This is a genomic window from Nonomuraea rubra (assembly GCF_014207985.1).
Classification (GTDB): Bacteria; Actinomycetota; Actinomycetes; order Streptosporangiales; family Streptosporangiaceae; genus Nonomuraea; species Nonomuraea rubra.
The window spans coordinates 8,152,664-8,171,303 of the sequence record NZ_JACHMI010000001.1 but is presented as its reverse complement, the minus strand read 5'-3'; the positions used below and the strand labels follow the sequence as shown (position 1 = coordinate 8,171,303).

18 protein-coding genes are annotated in these 18,640 nt (G+C 72.1%); 4 read left to right on the top strand and 14 right to left on the bottom strand.

The window, feature by feature from the left end; genetic code table 11:
• Positions 1-44 precede the first annotated feature (44 nt).
• From cmk to aspS, 3 genes are all read left to right on the top strand, one after another.
• Complete coding sequence (cmk, locus tag HD593_RS37095) at positions 45-701, top strand: (d)CMP kinase (RefSeq protein ID WP_312903964.1); 657 nt, start codon at positions 45-47, stop codon at positions 699-701.
• 39 nt (positions 702-740) lie between these two features.
• Complete coding sequence (der, locus tag HD593_RS37090; RefSeq protein WP_185106580.1) at positions 741-2,135, top strand: ribosome biogenesis GTPase Der; 1,395 nt, start codon at positions 741-743, stop codon at positions 2,133-2,135.
• Positions 2,136-2,434: 299 nt separating this feature from the next.
• The gene (gene aspS, locus HD593_RS37085; protein WP_185106579.1) at positions 2,435-3,697 is read left to right on the top strand and encodes an aspartate--tRNA(Asn) ligase; all 1,263 of its coding nucleotides are present in this window, start codon (positions 2,435-2,437) and stop codon (positions 3,695-3,697) included.
• A gap of 43 nt (positions 3,698-3,740) precedes the next feature.
• Here aspS and HD593_RS37080 read toward each other — a convergent pair whose 3' ends face one another.
• Genes HD593_RS37080 through HD593_RS37070 form a run of 3 tightly spaced genes read right to left on the bottom strand, consistent with a single transcriptional unit; the run spans position 3,741 to position 6,626 of the window.
• Positions 3,741-5,447: an MFS transporter gene (locus tag HD593_RS37080; protein WP_185106578.1), complete on the bottom strand. Its 1,707-nt coding sequence runs from the start codon at positions 5,445-5,447 to the stop codon at positions 3,741-3,743.
• A gap of 10 nt (positions 5,448-5,457) precedes the next feature.
• On the bottom strand, positions 5,458-6,108 hold the full coding sequence (locus tag HD593_RS37075) for an LppX_LprAFG lipoprotein (protein ID WP_185106577.1): 651 nt from the start codon (positions 6,106-6,108) through the stop codon (positions 5,458-5,460).
• Positions 6,109-6,167: 59 nt separating this feature from the next.
• Positions 6,168-6,626: a MarR family winged helix-turn-helix transcriptional regulator gene (locus tag HD593_RS37070; protein WP_185106576.1), complete on the bottom strand. Its 459-nt coding sequence runs from the start codon at positions 6,624-6,626 to the stop codon at positions 6,168-6,170.
• A gap of 34 nt (positions 6,627-6,660) precedes the next feature.
• Between HD593_RS37070 and HD593_RS37065 the strand changes: the two genes are divergently transcribed.
• Positions 6,661-7,593 (top strand): cation diffusion facilitator family transporter, encoded by a 933-nt coding sequence (locus HD593_RS37065; RefSeq protein WP_185106575.1) that lies wholly within the window; start codon positions 6,661-6,663, stop codon positions 7,591-7,593.
• A 64-nt stretch (positions 7,594-7,657) separates the two neighbouring features.
• On the opposite strand, the gene HD593_RS37060 is transcribed toward HD593_RS37065, so the two are convergent.
• From HD593_RS37060 to HD593_RS37010, 11 genes are all read right to left on the bottom strand, one after another.
• Complete coding sequence (locus HD593_RS37060; protein WP_185106574.1) at positions 7,658-8,254, bottom strand: 4'-phosphopantetheinyl transferase family protein; 597 nt, start codon at positions 8,252-8,254, stop codon at positions 7,658-7,660.
• Between the two features lie 17 nt (positions 8,255-8,271).
• A complete protein-coding gene (locus HD593_RS37055) occupies positions 8,272-9,015 on the bottom strand; it encodes a hypothetical protein (RefSeq protein WP_185106573.1) in 744 nt (247 codons plus the stop codon).
• Positions 9,012-10,361 (bottom strand): MlaD family protein, encoded by a 1,350-nt coding sequence (locus tag HD593_RS37050; RefSeq protein ID WP_185106572.1) that lies wholly within the window; start codon positions 10,359-10,361, stop codon positions 9,012-9,014. Before HD593_RS37050 ends, HD593_RS37055 begins: the two co-directional genes overlap by 4 nt.
• Complete coding sequence (locus tag HD593_RS37045; RefSeq protein ID WP_185106571.1) at positions 10,358-11,356, bottom strand: MCE family protein; 999 nt, start codon at positions 11,354-11,356, stop codon at positions 10,358-10,360. Before HD593_RS37045 ends, HD593_RS37050 begins: the two co-directional genes overlap by 4 nt.
• Entirely contained in the window at positions 11,353-12,378 is a 1,026-nt protein-coding gene (locus HD593_RS37040; RefSeq protein ID WP_185106570.1) for an MCE family protein, read from the bottom strand. Before HD593_RS37040 ends, HD593_RS37045 begins: the two co-directional genes overlap by 4 nt.
• Positions 12,375-13,400: an MlaD family protein gene (locus HD593_RS37035; RefSeq protein WP_185106569.1), complete on the bottom strand. Its 1,026-nt coding sequence runs from the start codon at positions 13,398-13,400 to the stop codon at positions 12,375-12,377. The genes HD593_RS37040 and HD593_RS37035 overlap by 4 nt, the downstream gene beginning before the upstream one ends.
• Positions 13,400-14,443 carry an MCE family protein gene (locus HD593_RS37030; protein ID WP_185106568.1) on the bottom strand — a complete coding sequence of 348 codons (1,044 nt, stop codon included), beginning with the start codon at positions 14,441-14,443 and terminating at the stop codon, positions 13,400-13,402. Before HD593_RS37030 ends, HD593_RS37035 begins: the two co-directional genes overlap by 1 nt.
• Positions 14,443-15,456 (bottom strand): MCE family protein, encoded by a 1,014-nt coding sequence (locus HD593_RS37025; RefSeq protein ID WP_185106567.1) that lies wholly within the window; start codon positions 15,454-15,456, stop codon positions 14,443-14,445. Before HD593_RS37025 ends, HD593_RS37030 begins: the two co-directional genes overlap by 1 nt.
• 4 nt (positions 15,457-15,460) lie before the next feature.
• The gene (locus HD593_RS37020) at positions 15,461-16,315 is read right to left on the bottom strand and encodes an MlaE family ABC transporter permease (RefSeq protein WP_185106566.1); all 855 of its coding nucleotides are present in this window, start codon (positions 16,313-16,315) and stop codon (positions 15,461-15,463) included.
• Positions 16,315-17,106: an MlaE family ABC transporter permease gene (locus HD593_RS37015; RefSeq protein ID WP_080040927.1), complete on the bottom strand. Its 792-nt coding sequence runs from the start codon at positions 17,104-17,106 to the stop codon at positions 16,315-16,317. Before HD593_RS37015 ends, HD593_RS37020 begins: the two co-directional genes overlap by 1 nt.
• Positions 17,107-17,242: 136 nt before the next feature.
• Entirely contained in the window at positions 17,243-18,634 is a 1,392-nt protein-coding gene (locus HD593_RS37010) for an aminopeptidase P family protein (protein ID WP_185106565.1), read from the bottom strand.
• Between the last annotated feature and the right edge of the window lie 6 nt (positions 18,635-18,640).

Genomic DNA, 18,640 nt, shown 5'->3' with positions numbered 1-18,640 from the left:
GTAGCCTCTTCGGGTTGGACCTAACACGTGAAGAGGGAGAGGCCGTGACCGGTCTGGTCGTCGCCATGGACGGCCCTTCGGGGTCGGGTAAGTCGAGCGTGTCGCGTGGCGCCGCCCGCGCGCTTGGCCTGCGTTACCTCGACACCGGGGCGATGTACCGGGCGATGACCTGGTGGATGCTCCGGCAGGGCGTCGACCTGGCCGACCCCGCCGCCGTCGCGGCCCGCTGCGGCGAGCCCGCCATCGTCTCCGGCACCGACCCCGACGGCCCCGCCATCCATGTCGACGGCGTCGACGTGGCGGAGCCGATCAGGCAGGCCGACGTCACCGGCGCGGTCTCGGCCGTCGCCGCCGTGCCCGAGGTGCGCACCCGGCTCGTCGCGCTGCAGCGCGAGATCATCGGCGCCGGTGACATCGTGGTCGAGGGCCGCGACATCGGCTCGGTCGTCTGGCCCCAGGCTGCCGTCAAGATCTACCTGACGGCCAGCGCGGAGGCCCGCGCCCGCAGGCGCAGCGCCGAGGTCGCCGGCTCCACGGTGGAGGCGCAGCAGGAGGCCATGGCCAGGCGTGACACCCTGGACTCAACACGTAAGACGGACCCGCTCTCGATGGCGGCTGGCGCCATCGAGCTCGACACCACCGCGCTGAACCTGGAAGAGGTCATCGCGGAGGTGCTGAGACTGGTCAAAGAGCGCACCTGAACCGTTCAGGTGCGGTACTCACTGTAAGGACGAGACATCGTGTCAACGGGGGATTGGGTCGAGGCCGACCTCGACGAGCTGGAGATCGACGAGCAGGAGCACCACAGCGCGCCGCTGCCGGTCGTGGCCATCGTCGGGCGGCCCAACGTCGGCAAGTCCACGCTGGTCAACCGCATCATCGGCCGCCGCGAGGCGGTCGTCGAGGACGTGCCGGGCGTCACCCGCGACCGCGTCACCTACGACGCCAACTGGCGCGGCCGCCGCTTCACCGTGGTCGACACCGGCGGCTGGGACCCTGACGCCACCGGCATGAACCTGCGCATCGCCGAGCAGGCCCAGGTCGCGGTCGAGCTGGCCGACGTGATCGTGTTCGTCGTGGACGCCACCGTGGGCGCGACCGACGCCGACGAGATCGTGGGCTCCGTGCTGCGGCAGTCCGGCAAGCCGGTCATCCTGGCCGCCAACAAGGTCGACAACCAGCAGCTCGAACTGGAGGCCGCCGCGCTGTGGTCGCTCGGGCTGGGCGAGCCGTACCCGGTCTCGGCCCTGCACGGCCGGTCCAGCGGCGACCTGCTCGACGTGATGCTCGACGCGCTGCCCGAGACGCCCGCGGTCACGTTCGGCACCGAGCGCGGGCCCGCCCGCGTCGCGCTGCTCGGCAAGCCCAACGTCGGCAAGTCCTCCCTGCTCAACAAGCTGGCCGGCGAGGAGCGGGTGCTGGTCGACCCGATGGCGGGCACCACCCGCGACCCCGTGGACGAGCTGATCGAGCTCGGCGGGCGCACCTGGCGCTTCGTCGACACCGCCGGCATCAGGCGGCGCGACCGCGAGCTGCAGGGCGCCGACTTCTACGCGGCCATGCGCACCCGCGCGGCGCTGGAGCGCACCGAGGTGGCGATCGTGCTGATCGACGCCAGCGAGCCGCTCACCGAGCAGGACCTGCGCATCATCGGCCTGGTCATCGAGTCCGGGCGGGCCATGGTGGTGGCCTTCAACAAGTGGGACCTGGTCGACGAGGACCGGCGCTACTACCTGGAGAAGGAGATCGACCGGCAGCTCGTCCGCACCCCGTGGGCGCTGCGGGTCAACATCTCCGCCAAGACCGGGCGGCACGTCGACCGGCTCGTCCCGGCCCTGGAGAAGGCGCTCGACTCCTGGTCCACGCGGGTGCCGACGTCGCGGCTCAACGCGTTCCTGACCGAGCTGGTGCAGCAGACCCCGCCGCCGGTGCGGGGCGGCAAGCAGCCGAAGATCCTCTTCGCCACGCAGGCGTCCGTCGAGCCGCCCAAGTTCGTGCTGTTCACCTCCGGGTGGCTGGAGGAGACCTACCGGCGCTTCATCGAGCGGCGCATCCGCGAGGAGTTCGGCTTCGCCGGGTCGCCGATCGAGGTGACGATGAAGATCCGCGAGAAGCGCGCCAAGAAGGACAAGTAATCGTTTTGCCGCCGGTCCCGCGTTGATCGTAGGATCGGCGGTAACACGTTGACGGAGACGAGTAGCCAGCGGCCCCGCACGGGCCCAGAGAGCCGCCGGTAGCTGCGAAGGCGGCGCCGTGCCCCGCTGGTGAAGACACTCCCGAGTGCGGGGAGGAAATGCCCCGCCGGCCTGACCCCCGTCATCGGGTCGTCGAGGCCGCCCCCGTCGCGGGGCGGCGAAAGTGCGGTGGCACCGAGAGTTCCCTTCTCTCCCGCACTCCCAAGGGGTCATGCACTTCCTTCATCAGAGGAGCTGTGATGATCTCTCGTGTCATGTCGGCGGAGCTCGCTGAGCACGCCGGCCAACGAGTGACGATCGCCGGTTGGGTCCATCGCCGCCGGCAACTCAAATCCGTGTCCTTCCTCGTCGTCAGGGACCGTACCGGGCTGGCGCAGGCGGTCGCCACCGGCGAACTGCCGCCCGAGGAGAGCGTCGTCCGGGTCACCGGCACCGTCGTCGCGGGCGAGCGGGCGCCGGGCGGCTACGAGCTGGTCTCGCCCGAGGTGGACGTGCTCGCGCGGCCGTGCGAGGCGCCGCCGTTCGACCTCTACAGGCCCGTCGTCGGGGCGGCGCTGCCGACCGTGCTCGACCACGCGCCGGTCGCGCTGCGGCACCCGCTGCTGCGGGCCGGGCTGGAGATCTCGGCGGCGAGCGTGGCCGGCTTCCGCGAGACGCTCGACCGGCTCGGCTTCACCGAGATCCACACACCCAAGATCGTCGGCTCGGCCACCGAGTCCGGCGCGAACGTCTTCGGCCTCGACTACTTCGGCCGGCCCGCCTACCTCGCCCAGTCGCCACAGTTCTACAAGCAGGCGATGGCCGGGGTGTTCGAGCGGGTCTACGAGGTGGGGCCGGTCTTCCGCGCCGAGCCGCACGACACCGTGCGGCACCTGGCCCAGTACACCAGCCTGGACGCCGAGCTGGGCTTCGTCCGCGACCACCGGGACGTGATGGCGGTGCTGCGCGAGGTGGTGGCGGGCATGCTGGAGTCGGTACGCGTGCGTGCCGCCGCCGCGCTCGGCCTGCTGGGGGCGGAGCTTCCCGAGGTGCCCGCCGAGATCCCCGCCGTGCACTTCACCGAGGCGCAGCGGCTGACCTCCTCCGGCGAGCCCGACCTGGCGCCCGCGCAGGAGCGGTGGCTGTCGGAGTGGGCGGAGCGGGAGCACGGGTCCGCGTTCCTGTTCGTCACCGGGTATCCGATGGCCAAGCGGCCGTTCTACACCCATCCCGACCCTGAACGGCCCGCGTACTCCAACGGGTTCGACCTGCTCTTCCGCGGGATGGAGCTGGTCACCGGCGGGCAGCGGCTGCACCGCTACGACGACTACGTGCGGGCGCTGGCCGGGCGGGGCGAGGGGACGCGGGCGTACGAGGGGTATCTGCAGGCCTTCCGGTACGGGATGCCGCCGCACGGCGGGTTCGCGCTGGGGCTGGAGCGGTGGACGGCGCGGCTGACGGGGGCGGCCAACGTCCGCCAGACCACCGCGTTCCCGCGCGACCTGCACCGGCTCTCGCCGTGACCTCCGCGTGCCCGTCCCGCCCGCGCGGCGGGGCGGGCACGCGTCAGCGGCGCGGCATGAGGACGGCGACCGCCGCGCCCGCCACGCAGATGAACGCCGTGACCAGGAACATCTCGGTGTACTCGGTGTGCAGGGCCGCCTGCACCTGGGCGGTGTAGTCGGCCAGTTGCCGCTGGTACGTCTCCTGGTCCACGCCGAACGGGAGCGGCGTGTCCAGGTGGGCCGTCAGCGACTGGAACCGGTAGAACCCCCACGCCGACACGGCCGCGATGCCGATCAGCATGCCCATCATCCTGGCCACGACGACCGCCGCCGACGCCACCCCGTGCTGCGCCGCCGTGCTCACCCGCAGCACCGCCGACGACACCGGCGCGATCACCAGGCCCAGGCCCAGCCCGGCGAGCACCAGGTCGCGGTCCATCACCAGGCCCGCCCCGGCCAGGTCGAGCGGCCAGCGGCTCATCAGCCAGTAACCCCCGGCCGCCAGCGCCATGCCCGCCACCGCCACGACCCGGTCGTCCAGCCTGCGCGCCAGCAGCCCGCCCAGCAGGGCCGCGACGGTCAGCGCCGCCAGGAACCTGGCCAGCACCAGCGACGCCGCCAGCGCCTCCTTGCCCAGCAGGGTCTGGGCGGTGATCTGGACGAACACCATGGTCACCAGGAGCGCGGCGCCGGCCAGGAAACTGACACCCAGGGTGGCCAGCAGCGGGCCCTTGCGGGTGGTGGTGAGGTCGAGCAGGCGTACGGGGGAGCGGATCTCCCACCAGACGAACGCCCCGGCAACCAGCACCCCGGCGGCGATCACCGGCGGGCCCCACGGGGGGAGGACGGCGGTGGCGGGGTCGGGGTTGTACAGGCCCACGACCAGCAGGCCCAGCGCCAGCGCGAGCAACGCCCCGCCCACCACATCCACCCGCCCGGCCGCGCCCGCCGCCGACTCCGGCGTGGGCGTGTGCGCGTCCGGGGTGTCCGCCGCAGTCTCCGGCGCGAGCGTGTGTGCGGCAGGTCCGGCTGAGGTCGCCGTGGCCGGTTCGCCGGCCGTGGCCGCGCCTGCCGGGCCCGGGTCCTGGTGCGAGGCCGTGACCGTGCCGCTCGCCGCATCGGGATCCGCGCCGGGGGACGGCACCTGCTCGCGGGTGGACGCCGGGGCGAGGGGGCGGGGCGGGACGGTGAAGTGGATGGCGACGGCGGCCAGGGCGGCGAGCGGGACGTTGATCCAGAAGATCGCGTGCCAGCCCCCCAGCTCCACCCCCGCGACCACGGCCCCGGGCACCCCGGCCAGCAGCCCCCCGTACAGGGGCCCGAGCGCGCTGCCCAGCTCCTGCGCCGCGCCCACCGCGCCCAGGGCGACCGGCCGCTCCCGCTCCTCCCACAGGTCCCCGATGAGCGCCATCGTGATCGGCAGCAGCGCGCCCCCGGCCACCCCCTGCACGGTACGCCCTGCCACCACCATGACCTCCCCGGCCGCCAGCGCCGTGAGCACCGAGCCGAGGGCGAAGGCCGCCAGGCAGGCGTGGATGAGGGGGCGGCGGCCGTACCGGTCGGAGAGCTGGCCGAGCAGCGGCATCGCGGCGACGTACCCGAGCAGGAAGCCCGTCACGATCGGCGTGGCCCGCTCCAGGTGGTTGAGCGGGATGCCGACGTCCCCGGCGATGTCGATGAGGACCGTCACCACCACGTACGCGTCCAGCGCCGCCAGCAGCACCACCGCGCCGCCCGTGCCGAGCACCACCCGGCGGGCGCGCCTCATCTCGCCGGCCTCACTCGGCGGCGGGCGGCGTGACCGTCACGGGGGCGTCATAGTCGCTGAACGACACCGTGACCGTACCGCCCTGCAACGGCAGGCTCGCCTTGGTGAGCCGGCTGCTGGCCTGGTCGAGCCAGACCTTGCCGTTCACGCCCTGCGTGACGCCCGGCACGATCGGCGCGACGACGTTCGCGGGGAAGGTGGTGGCGACCCGGTAGGAGCCGTCCTCGACGCCCTCCACCTTGGGGTCGGTGGCCGAGGCCAGCAGCTGCGCGATGCCCTTGGTGGGCTCCAGGATCACCGACGGGTCGTAGAACTGCGCGAGCTGCTCCCGCGTCATCTTCTGGAAGCCGCCCGTCGGCCCCTTGAAGTGCACCGTCTCGCCGACGAGGGCGAAGGAGACCTCCTGCAGGCTGCCCAGGAAGTCGAGCGTGAGCGTGCCGTCGGCGTCGCCCTCCGCCGTGAGCCGGCCGTCGGCCTTCTTGACCGGCACCTGCGGCTTGCCCTCGGTCGCGATCGAGAAGCTGGCCGACTTGACGGCCTTCATGGACTCGGAGGCCTTCTTCATCAGCTCGGGCCCGGCGGGCAGCTCGGCCCCGCCGCCGCCCGATGAGCACGCCGACGCTAACGCGAGCGCGGCCACGACGAGGAGTCTTCTGAGCATGACCGGATCGTATCGACCACCGGCGGAGGCCGTGCGCCGTCGCCGGTATCGGTTGGGTGTCAGCGCAGCTTCTTCAGCTGCTCCACCAGAGGCGCGTACGCCTCCTCGATCGCGTCGAGCTGATCGTCGGTGAGCCGGTCGACGAAGTGCTCGCGGACGCCCGCCACGTGGAACGGCGCGACCCGCTGGATCGTCTCCCACCCCTCGTCGGTCAGCACCGCGTACGTGCCCCTCCGGTCGTCACGGCAGTCCTCCCTGACCACCAGGCCCTTGGCCTCCATGCGGGAGATCTGATGCGACAACCGGCTGCGCGACTGGATCGTCGCGTCGGCCAGGTCGCTCATCCGCATGCGCCTGCCCTGGCTCTCGGAGAGGTTGACGAGGATCTCGTAGTCGTTCAACGAGAGAGAGTGCTCCTGCAACTCGCGGTCGAGCCGGTGCATGAGCAGCTTGTGCAGCGCCAGGTGCGTACGCCAGGCACGCTGTTCGGCGGGTGAAAGCCAGCGAGGCGCGCTCATGATCTCCAATCTAGCGCACGTACAGTGGAACGCTATGGGGGAGGCCGAGTCGGGGGAGAGCCTGGGCACCGTGCTCGTCGCCGGCGCCGCCAACCTCGCCATCGCCTTGGCCAAGCTCATCGCCGGGCTGATCGGCGGCTCGGCGGCCATGCTCTCGGAGGCGGCGCACTCGGCGGCCGACACCGTCACCGAGCTGCTCCTGCTGGTGGCGGTGCGCCGCTCGGGCAAGCCCGCCGACCGGCGGCACCCGTTCGGGTACGGCAAGGCCGGGTTCGTCTGGGCCATGATGGCGGCGGTGGCGACCCTGGTGGGCGGGGCCGGGTTCTCCGTCACGCACGGGCTGCACGAGATCAGCCATGGCGAGGAGCTGTCCAACCTGACGCCGTCCTACGTCGTGCTGGCCGTGTCGTTCGTGATCGAAGCCGTCTCTTTCTCCAAGGCGTACAGGCAGCTGCGCGGTGAGGCGCGCCGCTACGACGTGAGCCCCGTGCGGCTGGTGCGGCTCACGTCGGAGACCGCGCTCAAGGCGGTGCTGTTCGAGGACGCCGCCGCGCTGGTCGGGCTGCTCATCGCCGGTGCGGGGCTGCTCGGCTCGCAGCTCACCGGCTCGGCGCTCTGGGACGGCGCCGCGTCGGTCGCGATCGGGCTGCTCCTGCTGGTCGTCGCGCTCATCCTGATCCAGTCGAACCTGTCGCTGCTCATCGGCCAGGCCGCTCCGCAGGGGATCGAGACCGGCATCCGCGCCGTGCTGCTGGCCCAGCCCGAGGTGGAGGACGTGGTGGAGCTGCTGACCATGATGATCGGGCCGGGCGCGATGCTGGTCGCCGCGAAGATCGACTTCAGGGACGAGGCCAGCGCGCTGGGGGTGGAGCTCGCCTGCGAGGAGGTGGACCGTAGGCTGCGGGAGCGGTTCCCGGGGGTCAGGCAGGTCTTCCTCGACCCAACCCCGACCCGCCGCCGTTCATGATCCCCGGGAGGGCCGCGCTCCGCCGCCGTTCATGATCCCGGAGATGATCGTGCTGCGCCGCCGTTCATGAGTCCTCGCCGGGGATGGGCACGCGGCGGGCGGGGCTGTCGGTGACGACCGCCACCCTGATGTCCGGGCCGGCGCTCCACTCCAGCAGGTGCCGGCCGGTCAGGTCCGCGCCACCCTCGCTCACCTTGTCGAGCGTCAGCTCGCCGCGCTTGATGAGCGCCTCCTTGCGGGTCCAGTGCCTGATCAGCTCGTCGTTGCCGGTGACCATCGCCCGCTCGTACGGGGTGAGCACGCGGTCGGCCAGCACCGTGTCCAGCGGGCCGGGGCGTACGCGCTCCGCGTCCACGCCGATCTTGCCGGGACCCGCCGCCGCGCACACGTAGCCGCGCGTGTGGCTGAAGCTGACGCCGAGGTCCGGGGCCTGCTCGATGGACGGCCTGCCGTGCCCGAAGCCGTGCAGGTCGCAGTACTGCAGCAGCGTGAGCTCCGCAGGGTCGGCGCCGAGCACCTCGGCGGCGCAGATCCGCACGAGCAGGTGGGCGGCGACGAAGATGGTGCGGTCGTGGTCGAACTTGAAGCGGGCGGCCCGCTCCCGCTCCACCTCGGTGAGCCATTCTTCGGGGGCGCGCACCTCGTCGGGGCGCCCACCCATCGCTAAGGGGCCGATCGTCAGTCCTTGTTCTTCTCGTCGCCGTTGAGGTTGTACTGGTCCTCCGACGCCGCGCCGAGCACGGTCACGTCATGAATCTTCCAGCTCCCCTTCTCCTTCACAAGGCTGATCTTAAGGTGGGAGTCCTTGACCGAGCGGATCGCCTCCGAAGTGTTCACCTGTTGGTCCACGACGACGATGGCGTGGGCGGTGGCCTCGTCCACGTCCGCCAGGTAGACCTCGCGGACGGTGGCCTGCGAGGTGGCCTTGAGCTTGACGATGACCTGCGCCATCGCGCCGCCGAACGCCGTGTCGTACGTGGCCAGGAAGTCGCCCGTGGCCTGGGCGGCGAGGGTGGAGCGGGTGCTCTGGAGGTTCTGGTAGTCGTAGCTGAGCAGGGCGCGGCTGAACGCGCTGGCCGCGCCGGACACCTCCAGGCGCAGGGCGCGCTCCGACTCCAGGCCGGCGCGGGCGTCCTCGGCCTGGGCGGCGGAGATCCACTGCAGGACGGCGGTGGCGGTGATCGCGGTCACCAGCATCGCGGCCAGCGCCCCGACGACCTTGGCCCGCGTGAACCGCCCGCCCCTCGTGGACGTCTCGTCGCCGGCCGTGGCGCCCGCGTCCGGCGCGCCGGGCGAGCTGTCCTTGGCCTCCGGCTCGGCGAGCGGGGCCTCCTCGGCCTCCGGCTCGGGCGCGTCGGCAGGCGGGGCGGCGTCCTCCCGGGTGCTGTCCTCCAGAGTGGTGGCCTTGGGGTCGTCGGTCATGGTGACTCCTCACGGCGGCGGGCGGCCCGGCCCGCCGCTATCCAGCCCACGATGCCACCGCTCACCACCACGGCGAGGAAGATCGCGGCAATCAGCGGGGCGATGTCCATCGGGGTTCCTGACGCGGCCCGGTTGCCGGCCACGGCTCTGGGCGACTCGGTGGTGCTCTCGGGTGAGGGCTCCGGGGTGTCCTGCTCGCCGGCGCGTTCGGCGGGCCGGGAGGCGTCGGCGTGCCGGCCGTCCGGGTACGGGCCGGAGTCAGGGCCGGGGCCGGAGTCGGGGGAAGGGTCGGGGGCGGGCGCGCGGGAGGGACAGGACCGGACCTTGGGCACGGTGGGCGGCCCGAGGGGGCCCGCGTACTCCTCGGCCGGCGTCGGCCCGCCCGGCACGCTGAAGATGAACGACGCCTTCCCGTACACGGTCCCCCCGCGCCGGTCGCTGATGTCGCCGGCCAGGGTGAGCGCGGTCGGCACGATGCTCAGCAGGTGGTGCACGTTCCGCTCGGTCGCCGCCGAGAAGGCGGGCTGGTGCGGCAGCCCCGCCGCCGTGAGCAGGCACGAGAAGCCCGGCCTGGACGTCCGCACGGCCGCGTCGAGCTGCGCGAACACGCCGGGCCCCTGGTCCAGGAAGGCGTTCAGGTCCGTACGGGACTCCCGCAGCGCCGCCGTCACCGTGCTCAGGTCCGAGATCCCCGAGGCCAGCTCGCCGCGCTTGCCGGCCAGCGTGTGCGTCAGCCGGGTGAGCTGCACCGACAGGTCGTCGAGCAGTTCGGCGTTGTCGGCGAGGGTCCCGGTCAGGGTGTGGGCGTCGTCGACGATGCGCCTGATGGCCGGGGCCCGCCCGTCCAGGGCGACGGCCAGCTCGTGCACGATGGTGTCGGCGTCCTCGGGCGGCACCGCGTTCAGCAGCTTGCCGACCCCTTCGAACAGCTTCTTGTAGTCCAGCGGCACCGTCGTCCTGGCCAGCGGGATCGTGTCGCCGGCCGCCAGGGTGGGCCCGGCGACGCCGGTGGGCGGCGGCGAGAGCGCCACGTACGGCTCCCCGATGGCCGAGCGGCGGCGCACCTCGGCCGTGACGCCCTTCGGCAGCCGGATCTCCCTGTCGATGTCCAGCCCCACGACGATCCTGCCGGGCGCCAGCCGCACGTCGCCGATCTTGCCGACCCGGACGCCCAGGTACGCCACGTCGAAGCCGCGGATCAGCCCGGGGGAGGAGACGAACTCGGCCGACACCCGGTACGGCCGCTCGATCGCGTCCAGCCGGATGATCGTGCTGAACGCCCAGACCGTCATGACGATCCCCAGCAGCACGAAGAACCCGAGGTTGACGTAGATGCGGCTTCTCATCGCGGCGGCTCCAGCAGCAGGCTGAAGTCGCCGCCGCGCTCACGTACGGGGGTTCCGCGCACGCTCGGCAGCAGGCCCTTCAGCCACACGTAGATCAGCACCTGCCCGTTCACCGTGATCGGCGGCGTGTCGATGAACGCCTGCAGCTTGGCCACCAGCGCCTTCAGGTCCTCCTTGCCGCGCTGCATGGCCGTCGAGACGGCCTCCAGCTCGCGCAGCAGCGTGCGCAGCCGTTCGGCGTGGCGCGGGTAGACGGTGAGGTTGGCCTGCTCGGCCAGCTTGGTGAGCGCGACGATCGTCCGCTTGACGTGCCGGCGGCCGTGCGCGAGGCGTTCGGTGGCGGCGGCCAGCGTGCCCGGCAGCCGGTCCAGCTCGGCGCTGCCCTCGGCCAGGTCGTCGCCGAGCCTGGCCAGCGCGTCGATGGAGGTGCCGAGGTCGCGGCGGGCGGCGGCGTAGGCGTCGGTGACCTGCGCGGTCTGCTTGATCAGGCGGTTCACCTCGTCGCCCTGGCCGGCGAAGGCGGTGGAGGCGGCGTCGAGGATGGCGTTCACGTCCTGCGCGCCGAGCGCCTCGATGAGCGGCCCCGCCTTCGCGGTGACCTGCTCGATGTCCGGCTCGACCGACGTCTCGGCGATGGTCGCGCCGTCCTTCAGGTACGGGCCCGTGGCCAGGTTCTTCCCGGCGGGCGGGGTGAGCCGGACGTAGTTCTCGCCCAGCACGGACGTCTTGGCCACGGTGGCCGTGCTGCCCTCGGGCACCCGGTGCGCCGACTGGACCGACATGGTGACCCTGGCCCGGTAGCCCTCCAGCCGGATGCCGGTGACCGTGCCCACGCGTACGTCGGCGATCTGCACGCTGTGCCCGGCCACCAGGCTCTGCACGTCGTCGAAGACGGCGTGCAGGGTGAGGTCGCCGGTGGTCGCGCCGAGCGTCTGCAGCGAGCAGCCGGCGGCCAGGGTCAGCGCCGCCAGCCCGGCGATCAGCCGCCGGATCATCGTGAGCCTCCCCGGCGTGCGAAGGGGCAGTTGCTCAGCCCGGCCGGCAGGCACGGCACCGGGCCCAGGTTCAGCGCCTCGAACAGCGGCGTCAGCCACGCCCTGGTCATCGCGTTCAGCACGACGCGGATCTTCAGCACGTGCTGCTTGCGGTCCCAGGAGTCGATCAGGATGTCGGCGAAGTCGGCGGCGCCCTTGACGGCCCGCGCGGTGGAGGCGCTGTTGGCCCGGACCGTCAGCACCAGCTCGGCCAGCGTCGTGGCGGCCCTGGGCAGCCGTTCCGCGTACTGCTCGATGATCACGTCGCCGCGGCGCACGAACCCGGCCATGGCCGTGACGAACCCGCGCAGCCGCCGCCGTTCCTCCGCCAGGATCGCGCTCGCCTCGGAGAAGGCGTCGATGGCGCCGGTCACCTGGCGTTCGCGCTCGTTGAGGCTGGTGGCCAGCTCGTTCAGGCTCCTGGCCAGGTCCACGAGCTGCTGGTCCTGCTTGGCCAGCACGCCGGTGAGCTCGGAGGTGTCGGCGATCGCGTCGTTGATCGTCTTGCCGCGCCCGCGCACCCCGTCGGCCAGGTCGCCCGCCACGTCGCCCAGCTTCTCGTCGTCGAGCGCGTCGGTCAGCTTGGTGAACGCGTCGAGCGCCTCGTCGATCTCCACCGGCAGGTCGGTGCGCTCCAGCGGGATCGTCGCCCCGGCCTGGATCCGCTGGTCGCCCGGCTTCCACGGGGGGTAGAGCACGACGTTGCGCTCGCCGAGCGTGTTCTGCGGAGCGACCACGGCCTTGACGCCGGACGGCAGCGGCACGTGCCGGTCGATCCGCAGCTCGACCCGTACCTTGTCGCCAGATATCCGGATCCGTTCCACGTAGCCGGCGTCGAGCCCCATCACCTTCACCCGCGCCTCCTCGTACAGGGAGGGTGCCTGGCTGAAGATCGCCACCAGCAGGTACGGCCCCGCCCCGCCCACCGAGCAGCCGGAGGCGAGCAGCGTCCAGGCGAGCAGCACCGCCGCGAGCCGCCTCATCGGTCGTTCTCCCTGTCCTTGGCGATGGCGGCCAGCACCTCGGGGTTGATCGGCCCGAGGCCGGTGGCGATGGCCTCCAGCCACGGCCCCTGCCCGCCCATGGTGGCCAGCCCGGAGAACGTCGGCCCCGCCCAGGCCAGCAGCGAGTTGAGCCGTTCCGTGCTGCCGCTGAGCCGGGTGGTGATGGCGGCGTTGTCGTCGAGCACCCGCACCAGCGTCTTCTCGTGCTCGGTGATCAGCCGGGTGGTGCTCTGCACCAGGTCGCTGCCGTCGCCGAGGATGGTGCGCAGCTCGTCGCGGCGCCTGCGCAGCTCGCCCAGCATCACCTCGACGGCGTCGATGAGCCGCCCGAGCTGGGCGTCCTTCTTCTCCAGGACCTTCATGATCCGGGTGCCGTTGTCGAGCAGCCTCTGCAGCTGCGGCTCGCTCCTGCTGATGGTCTCCGACAGGTCGCCGATGTTGTCCAGGAGCCGGGTGACGCGGCCGTGCTTGAAGGTGTCCAGCTTGCCCAGCTCGGCGAGCAGGTCGTCCACGGCCTCGGTGTCGAGCCGCTCGACCAGCCTGGTGGCGTCCTTGACGGCGTCGTTGATCAGGGTGGGCACGCCGGTCCGCTGCACCGGGATGCGCCGCTGGGCCTCGGGGAGCTGGTCCAGGTACGGGGGCGCGACGGCGCCGGTGAGCTTGACGTACCGGCCGCCGAGCAGGTTGGACAGGGCGATGTCGGCCCGCGTGGAGCGGCCGAGCCGTACGCCGTCGTCGACCTTCCAGGTGACGACCACGTGCCCCTGGCCGTAGTCGGCCCGCACCTCGGTGACCTTGCCCACCCGCACCCCGGCGACGCGCACGTCGTTGCCGGTGCGCAGCCCGCCGGAGTCCACGAACACCCCGGACACCGTGTAGCCGCCCTCCAGCAGCCCCAGGTTGCCGACCAGGAACGTGGCCACGAGGACCACCGCCAGCGTGGCCAGCGACACCAGTCCGACGGCGTGCTTGTTCCTGTCGCGGAACGACTTGCGCGCCATCACCGGCCCACCAGCAGCTTCCTGAGGTCCTTCTCGCTCTGGATGCGGGTGTTGCGCAGCGGCGGCGGCGTCTGCATCCCGTACGGGCAGGGCGCGGCGCTCAGCGCCAGGCAGGGGACCGCGGTGATGAAGTAGTGGCCCCGGTTGACCGACGAGTACGCCCGGGTGAGCAGCGGCGGGAAGGTGTCGACCACCTTGTCGATCTCGCCCACGTGCCGCCTGATGCCGCCGGTCAGCCCCGACAGGTTGTCCACCAGCCCGCCCAGCTCGTCGGCGTTCTTGCCGAGCACCTCGTTGGAGGTGTGGAAGGTGGCCGACAGCTCCACCAGCGCGTCGTCCACGAGCTGCCGGTTGTCGGCGAACGCCTCCGACAGCGTGACCAGGTTGTCCACCAGCCGCTCGATCTGCTGGTCCCGCTTGGCGACCACGCCGGTGACGGTGGCGTAGTCCTCCAGCAGCCGCTCGATGGTCTTCCTGCGCTCGGTGACCGTGGTGGTGATCGCGTTGATGTTGTCGAGCAGGCGCGGGATGTTGCGGTCGTTGCCCTTGAGCGAGGTGGCGGCGGCCGTCAGGAGCTGGTTGATCTGCTCGGGGTCGAGGCTGCGGGTGAGCGGGCCGAGGTCGCTGACCAGCTCGCCGATGTCCACGACGGAGGAGGTGCGGGTGATGCGGGAGCCGGGCGGCAGCCTGCCGGGCGCGGTGCCGGGCAGCAGGTAGATCACGCGCTGGCCGACGGCGTTGCGCCAGCGGACGGCGGCCTCGGTGTCCGTGGGCACCCTGACCGCGTCCTGCACCTCCATGGTCACCTCCGCGCGCCCGTCCACGACGGTGATCGTGTCCACCTGGCCGACCGGCGCTCCGGCGATCTTCACCTGGTCGCCCTCGACCAGCCCCGACACGTCGTCGAACACGGCGGTCAGCCGGTAGCCGCCGCCCGTGCCCACCCGGGCGATCTGCACGGCGATGAACACGATCAGCGACACGGTCAGGCCGATGAACAGCACGAACCGCAGGAAGGTCCAGCGGCGGCGCACCCGTTCCATCAGCGCCTCCCGTCGGTCGGGCCGCAGGCGCCGACGATCAGCTCGCAGATGTCGGTGGCCACGAACGCCTCCACCTGGAGCTGCCGGCTGTTGCCGGGGCCGGGCGTCTCGATCAGCTCGTTGAGCAGGTCGACCAGCGTGTTCAGGCCGCGTACGCCGTCGCCCGCCAGGCCGAGCTGGGCGTAGATGAGCGCGGCCACCCGCTCGCCCGAGTGCACGCCGGCCCGCAGGTTCTGCCGGTGCTTGGCCAGGCCGTGCGTGACCTGCCCGGACACCGAGGTGATCTCCTGGAGCAGCGCACGGACCTTGTCGGCTCGCTCCAGCAGGTCCGGCGTGATGACGTTGACGTCGGAGGAGATGGAGACGAGCTCGTCGCCCTTGTCCGACAGCGCGGTGCCGAGCAGCGCCGTGTCGTGCAGGAACTGCCTGGCCCGCTGCCGGTGCCGGTGCGCCACGTCCACGACGGTGCCGGCGTCGCCGATCAGCTCGCGCAGGTCCTTGCCCTGCCCCTCCAGCCCCTTGGCGAGCGTGTGCACGATGACCGTGACCTCGCGCGGATCGACCGCGTCCAGGCCCTCGTAGGCGTCGCCGAGCGTGTCGGACAGGTCGAGCGGGTCCCGGGTCTCGGTGATGACGGCGCCGGCGGCCAGGTAGGGGCCGGTGGTCTCGCCGGAGCCGAGCTCCAGGCCGACGAACTTGGGGCCGAACACCGACGCGGGCTCCACGGTGGCGACCGTGGTCGCGGGCAGCCTGACGGTCACGTGCATGGTGACCACGGCCCGGCCCTGGGCGTCCAGCGACAGGTCCGTCACCTCGCCCACCGTGATGCCGCGGATCTTGACGGGGGAGCCGGTGTCGAGCCCCTGCCCGGCCCGGCCGAACACGGCGTCGATCCGGGTGCCGGGGACCTGGGTGGCGGCGCGCACGGCGTACAGGGCCGCGGCGGCGAAGACGGCCAGCACGGCCAGCGCGATGCCCAGCCGGGCGGCGAGAGGGAGATCAGCTCGGCCCACCGGCTCACCCCGTCAGCGGTATGTTGCCGCCGCCGCCCCAGAACAGGTACGACAGCAGCAGGTTGAGCAGCACGATCGTGACGATCGACTGGCGGATGGCCCGGCCCGCCGCCACGCCCACGCCCACCGGCCCGCCCGTGGCGTGGAAGCCGTGGAAGCAGTGGATCACGATGACGGCGAAGGCGAACACCGCGACCTTGGCGACGCTGAACACGATGTCGCTGACCGGCAGGTACAGGTAGAAGTAGTAGTCGTAGACGCCGGGCGCCAGCCCGAACAGCACGGTGCACATCAGCCGCGTGGCGAAGAAGCTGGCGAACAGCGCGATGAGGTAGATCGGCACCAGCGCCAGCAGCGCCGCCACGACCCGGGTGCAGATCAGGTAGGTGAAGGCGTTGATGCCCATCACCTCCAGCGCGTCGATCTCGTCCGAGATGCGCATCGCGCCCAGCTCCGCCGTGAACGACGAGCCGACCTGCGCCGCCAGCGCCGTGGCGGCGATGATCGGGGTGATCTCGCGGACGTTGGCGAAGCTGCCGACCAGCCCCATGAACGACTCCGCGCCGATGGCCTGCAACCCCTGGTAGCCCTGCAGACCGACGGTCGCGCCCACGACGAACGCCATCGTGAACACCACGAAGATCATGCCGCCGCCGATGACGGTCGCCCCGACACCCACGACGACGTCGCTGACCTGCCGGATGACGACCTTGAAGTACTTCAGCCGCAGCACGACGTCGCGTACGGAGTAGAACAGCACCCGCCACACGAACAGCGGCCAGTCGGCCAGCGACGCGAACCGCTCGGCGGCGTCCCGCCCCCTCAGGGCGATCCGCAGGCCCGCGGTCCGCGTGACCATCAGAGCGACCTCGGCGGGTAGGCCAGGAAGTACACGGCCGAGATCACGTAGTTGAACGTGAACACCAGCATGAACGTCACCACGGTCGCCTGGTTGACCGCCCGCCCCACCCCGACCGGGCTGGTCGCGCAGGTCATGCCCTTCCAGCAGGCCACGCCCGCCGCGACGAACCCGAAGATCCACGCCTTGAACAGCGTCACGTACAGGTCGGAGGCCACGACCAGCGACAGCGCCCCGTCGAAGTACGCGCCGGGCGTGACGCCCTGGACCACGACGTTGAAGAAGTAGCCCCCGGCCGCGCCCGCCACGATGACCAGCGGGCACAGGCAGACCGCGATCGTGCTGGCCGCCCACATGCGCGGCGTGACCAGGCGATGGATCGGGTTGACCGACATGACCTCCATCGCGCTCAGCTCGTCGCGGATGTGCCGCGCGCCGATGTCGGAGGTCATCGCGCTGCCGCCGGCCCCGGCGATCAGCAGCGCGCTGGCCAGCGGCGCCACCTCGCGGATGAGGCCGACGAAGACCGCGCTGCCGGTGGCGGAGCCGGCGCCGAGCTGCCTGGCCAGCTCGCCCACCTGTAAGGCCACGGTGGCGCCCAGCGGCAGGGCGACCAGCAGCACGGGGACGCTGGTGACGCGGGCCAGGAACCAGCACTGGTCGACGAACTCCCACCACCAGCGCCTGACGTCCCAGCTCCGGCGCAGGCCCTCCAGGACGATGACGAACAGGTCACCCACCTGGCCGAGGGCCGAGCCGGCCCGCCGCCCGACGTACCCGGACCAGGCCATCACCACCTCCGCCGCCTACGGATCGCCAACCCTACTGACGGGCTGTCCAGTAGGCCATGGCTTGGCGGGAATTTGCGCGAAAGGTATGAGAGCGGGGCCGGGCCTTGTCAGGCGGGTACGAATAGTGGCCGTTCCGTTACAGCAGGGCGCCCATCCACGACTCGATCTCGTCCGGGTGGCGGGGCAGCGCGGAGGACATCAGGGTGGCGCCGTCCGCGGTGACGACCAGGTCGTCCTCGATGCGGACGCCGATCCCGCGCAGCTCCTCCGGCAGCGTCAGGTCGTCCGGCTGGAGGTACAGGCCCGGCTCGACGGTCAGCACGTAGCCCTCCTCCAGGACGCCGTCCAGGTAGACCTCGGCACGCGACTTCGCGCAGTCGTGCACGTCCAGGCCGAGCATGTGGCCGCTGCTGCACAGCGTGTAGCGCCGGTACAGGCCCGTCTCCATCAGCTCGTCCGTGGACTGCTTGAACAGGCCCCAGTCGCGCAGCCCGTCGCAGATGACGCGCATGGCCGCGAGGTGGAAGTCGCGGAAGCGGGCGCCGGGCCTCAGGGTGGCGATGGCGGCCGTCTGGGCCTCGTACACCAGCTCGTACGCCTGCCGCTGCACGGCGCTGAACCGGCCGGACATCGGGATGGTGCGGGTGACGTCGGCGGTGTAGAGCGTGTCGGCCTCGACCCCCGCGTCCATCAGCAGCAGGTCGCCGGCGTCGAGCGCGCCGTCGTTGCGGATCCAGTGCAGCACGCAGGCGTGCGCGCCGGAGGCCACGATGCTGTCGTAGCCGACGGCGTTGCCCTCCAGCCGCGAGCGCAGCCCGAACACGCCCTCCAGGTACCGCTCGCCCCTCGGGTGCCCGAGCGCCTGGGGCAGCGCGCGCACGACGTCCTCGAAGCCGCGCGCGGTCGCGTCCACGGCGCCCTGCAGCTCGCCCAGCTCCCACTCGTCCTTGACCAGCCGCATCTCCGACAGGAACGACTCCAGCTCGGCGTCCCCATCGCCCCTGGGCACCCGGGCGTCCACGGAGGCGTCCACCCCGCGCAGCACCCTGGCGGGCCCGGTGAGATCCAGCTCGCGGATGTGCGCGCAGTCGAGCTGGTACAGCTCGGCCGCCTCCGCCAGGTCGGGGCGCGGGCCGGCCCAGAACTCGCCGTAGCGGCGGTCGCGGTAGAACTCCTGGCCCTCCTCGCGCGGGGCGCGCGGCCTGACGTACAGGACAGCCTCGCCGGACGGCTCGATCACCAGCACGTCGTCCGACTCGTTCGCCCCGGTCAGGTACGAGTACGCGCTGTGCGGCCTGAACCGGTAGTCGCAGTCGTTGCTGCGCACCTTCAGCGTGCCCGCCGGGATCACCAGCCGCTCGCCCGGGAAACGCTGCGCCAGCGCGGCGCGCCGCTTGGCCGCCCACGGGGCGATCGGGCGCGCGCTCACCCCGGCCGCGCCCTGCCGCCCCCAGCCGGTACGCATGAAGGCGGCCAGCTCCTCGGTGACGGGCAGGTCGTGGCTTCCGGTGTTGAGCGGCTCGGTCATCTGGCA

What these genes read in the sequence shown, in the direction of transcription:
- HD593_RS37075 (WP_185106577.1), bottom strand. Translation starts at nt 6,108, where the DNA reads ATGCTCAGAAGACTCCTCGTCGTGGCCGCGCTCGCGTTAGCGTCGGCG.
- HD593_RS37065 (WP_185106575.1), top strand. Translation starts at nt 6,661, where the DNA reads ATGGGGGAGGCCGAGTCGGGGGAGAGCCTGGGCACCGTGCTCGTCGCC.
- HD593_RS37080 (WP_185106578.1), bottom strand. Translation starts at nt 5,447, where the DNA reads ATGAGGCGCGCCCGCCGGGTGGTGCTCGGCACGGGCGGCGCGGTGGTG.
- HD593_RS37035 (WP_185106569.1), bottom strand. Translation starts at nt 13,400, where the DNA reads ATGGCGCGCAAGTCGTTCCGCGACAGGAACAAGCACGCCGTCGGACTG.
- HD593_RS37045 (WP_185106571.1), bottom strand. Translation starts at nt 11,356, where the DNA reads ATGATCCGGCGGCTGATCGCCGGGCTGGCGGCGCTGACCCTGGCCGCC.
- HD593_RS37030 (WP_185106568.1), bottom strand. Translation starts at nt 14,443, where the DNA reads ATGGAACGGGTGCGCCGCCGCTGGACCTTCCTGCGGTTCGTGCTGTTC.
- HD593_RS37055 (WP_185106573.1), bottom strand. Translation starts at nt 9,015, where the DNA reads ATGACCGACGACCCCAAGGCCACCACTCTGGAGGACAGCACCCGGGAG.
- aspS (WP_185106579.1), top strand. Translation starts at nt 2,435, where the DNA reads ATGATCTCTCGTGTCATGTCGGCGGAGCTCGCTGAGCACGCCGGCCAA.
- HD593_RS37060 (WP_185106574.1), bottom strand. Translation starts at nt 8,254, where the DNA reads ATGGGTGGGCGCCCCGACGAGGTGCGCGCCCCCGAAGAATGGCTCACC.
- HD593_RS37020 (WP_185106566.1), bottom strand. Translation starts at nt 16,315, where the DNA reads ATGGTCACGCGGACCGCGGGCCTGCGGATCGCCCTGAGGGGGCGGGAC.
- HD593_RS37040 (WP_185106570.1), bottom strand. Translation starts at nt 12,378, where the DNA reads ATGAGGCGGCTCGCGGCGGTGCTGCTCGCCTGGACGCTGCTCGCCTCC.
- HD593_RS37010 (WP_185106565.1), bottom strand. Translation starts at nt 18,634, where the DNA reads ATGACCGAGCCGCTCAACACCGGAAGCCACGACCTGCCCGTCACCGAG.
- HD593_RS37015 (WP_080040927.1), bottom strand. Translation starts at nt 17,106, where the DNA reads ATGGCCTGGTCCGGGTACGTCGGGCGGCGGGCCGGCTCGGCCCTCGGC.
- HD593_RS37050 (WP_185106572.1), bottom strand. Translation starts at nt 10,361, where the DNA reads ATGAGAAGCCGCATCTACGTCAACCTCGGGTTCTTCGTGCTGCTGGGG.
- HD593_RS37070 (WP_185106576.1), bottom strand. Translation starts at nt 6,626, where the DNA reads ATGAGCGCGCCTCGCTGGCTTTCACCCGCCGAACAGCGTGCCTGGCGT.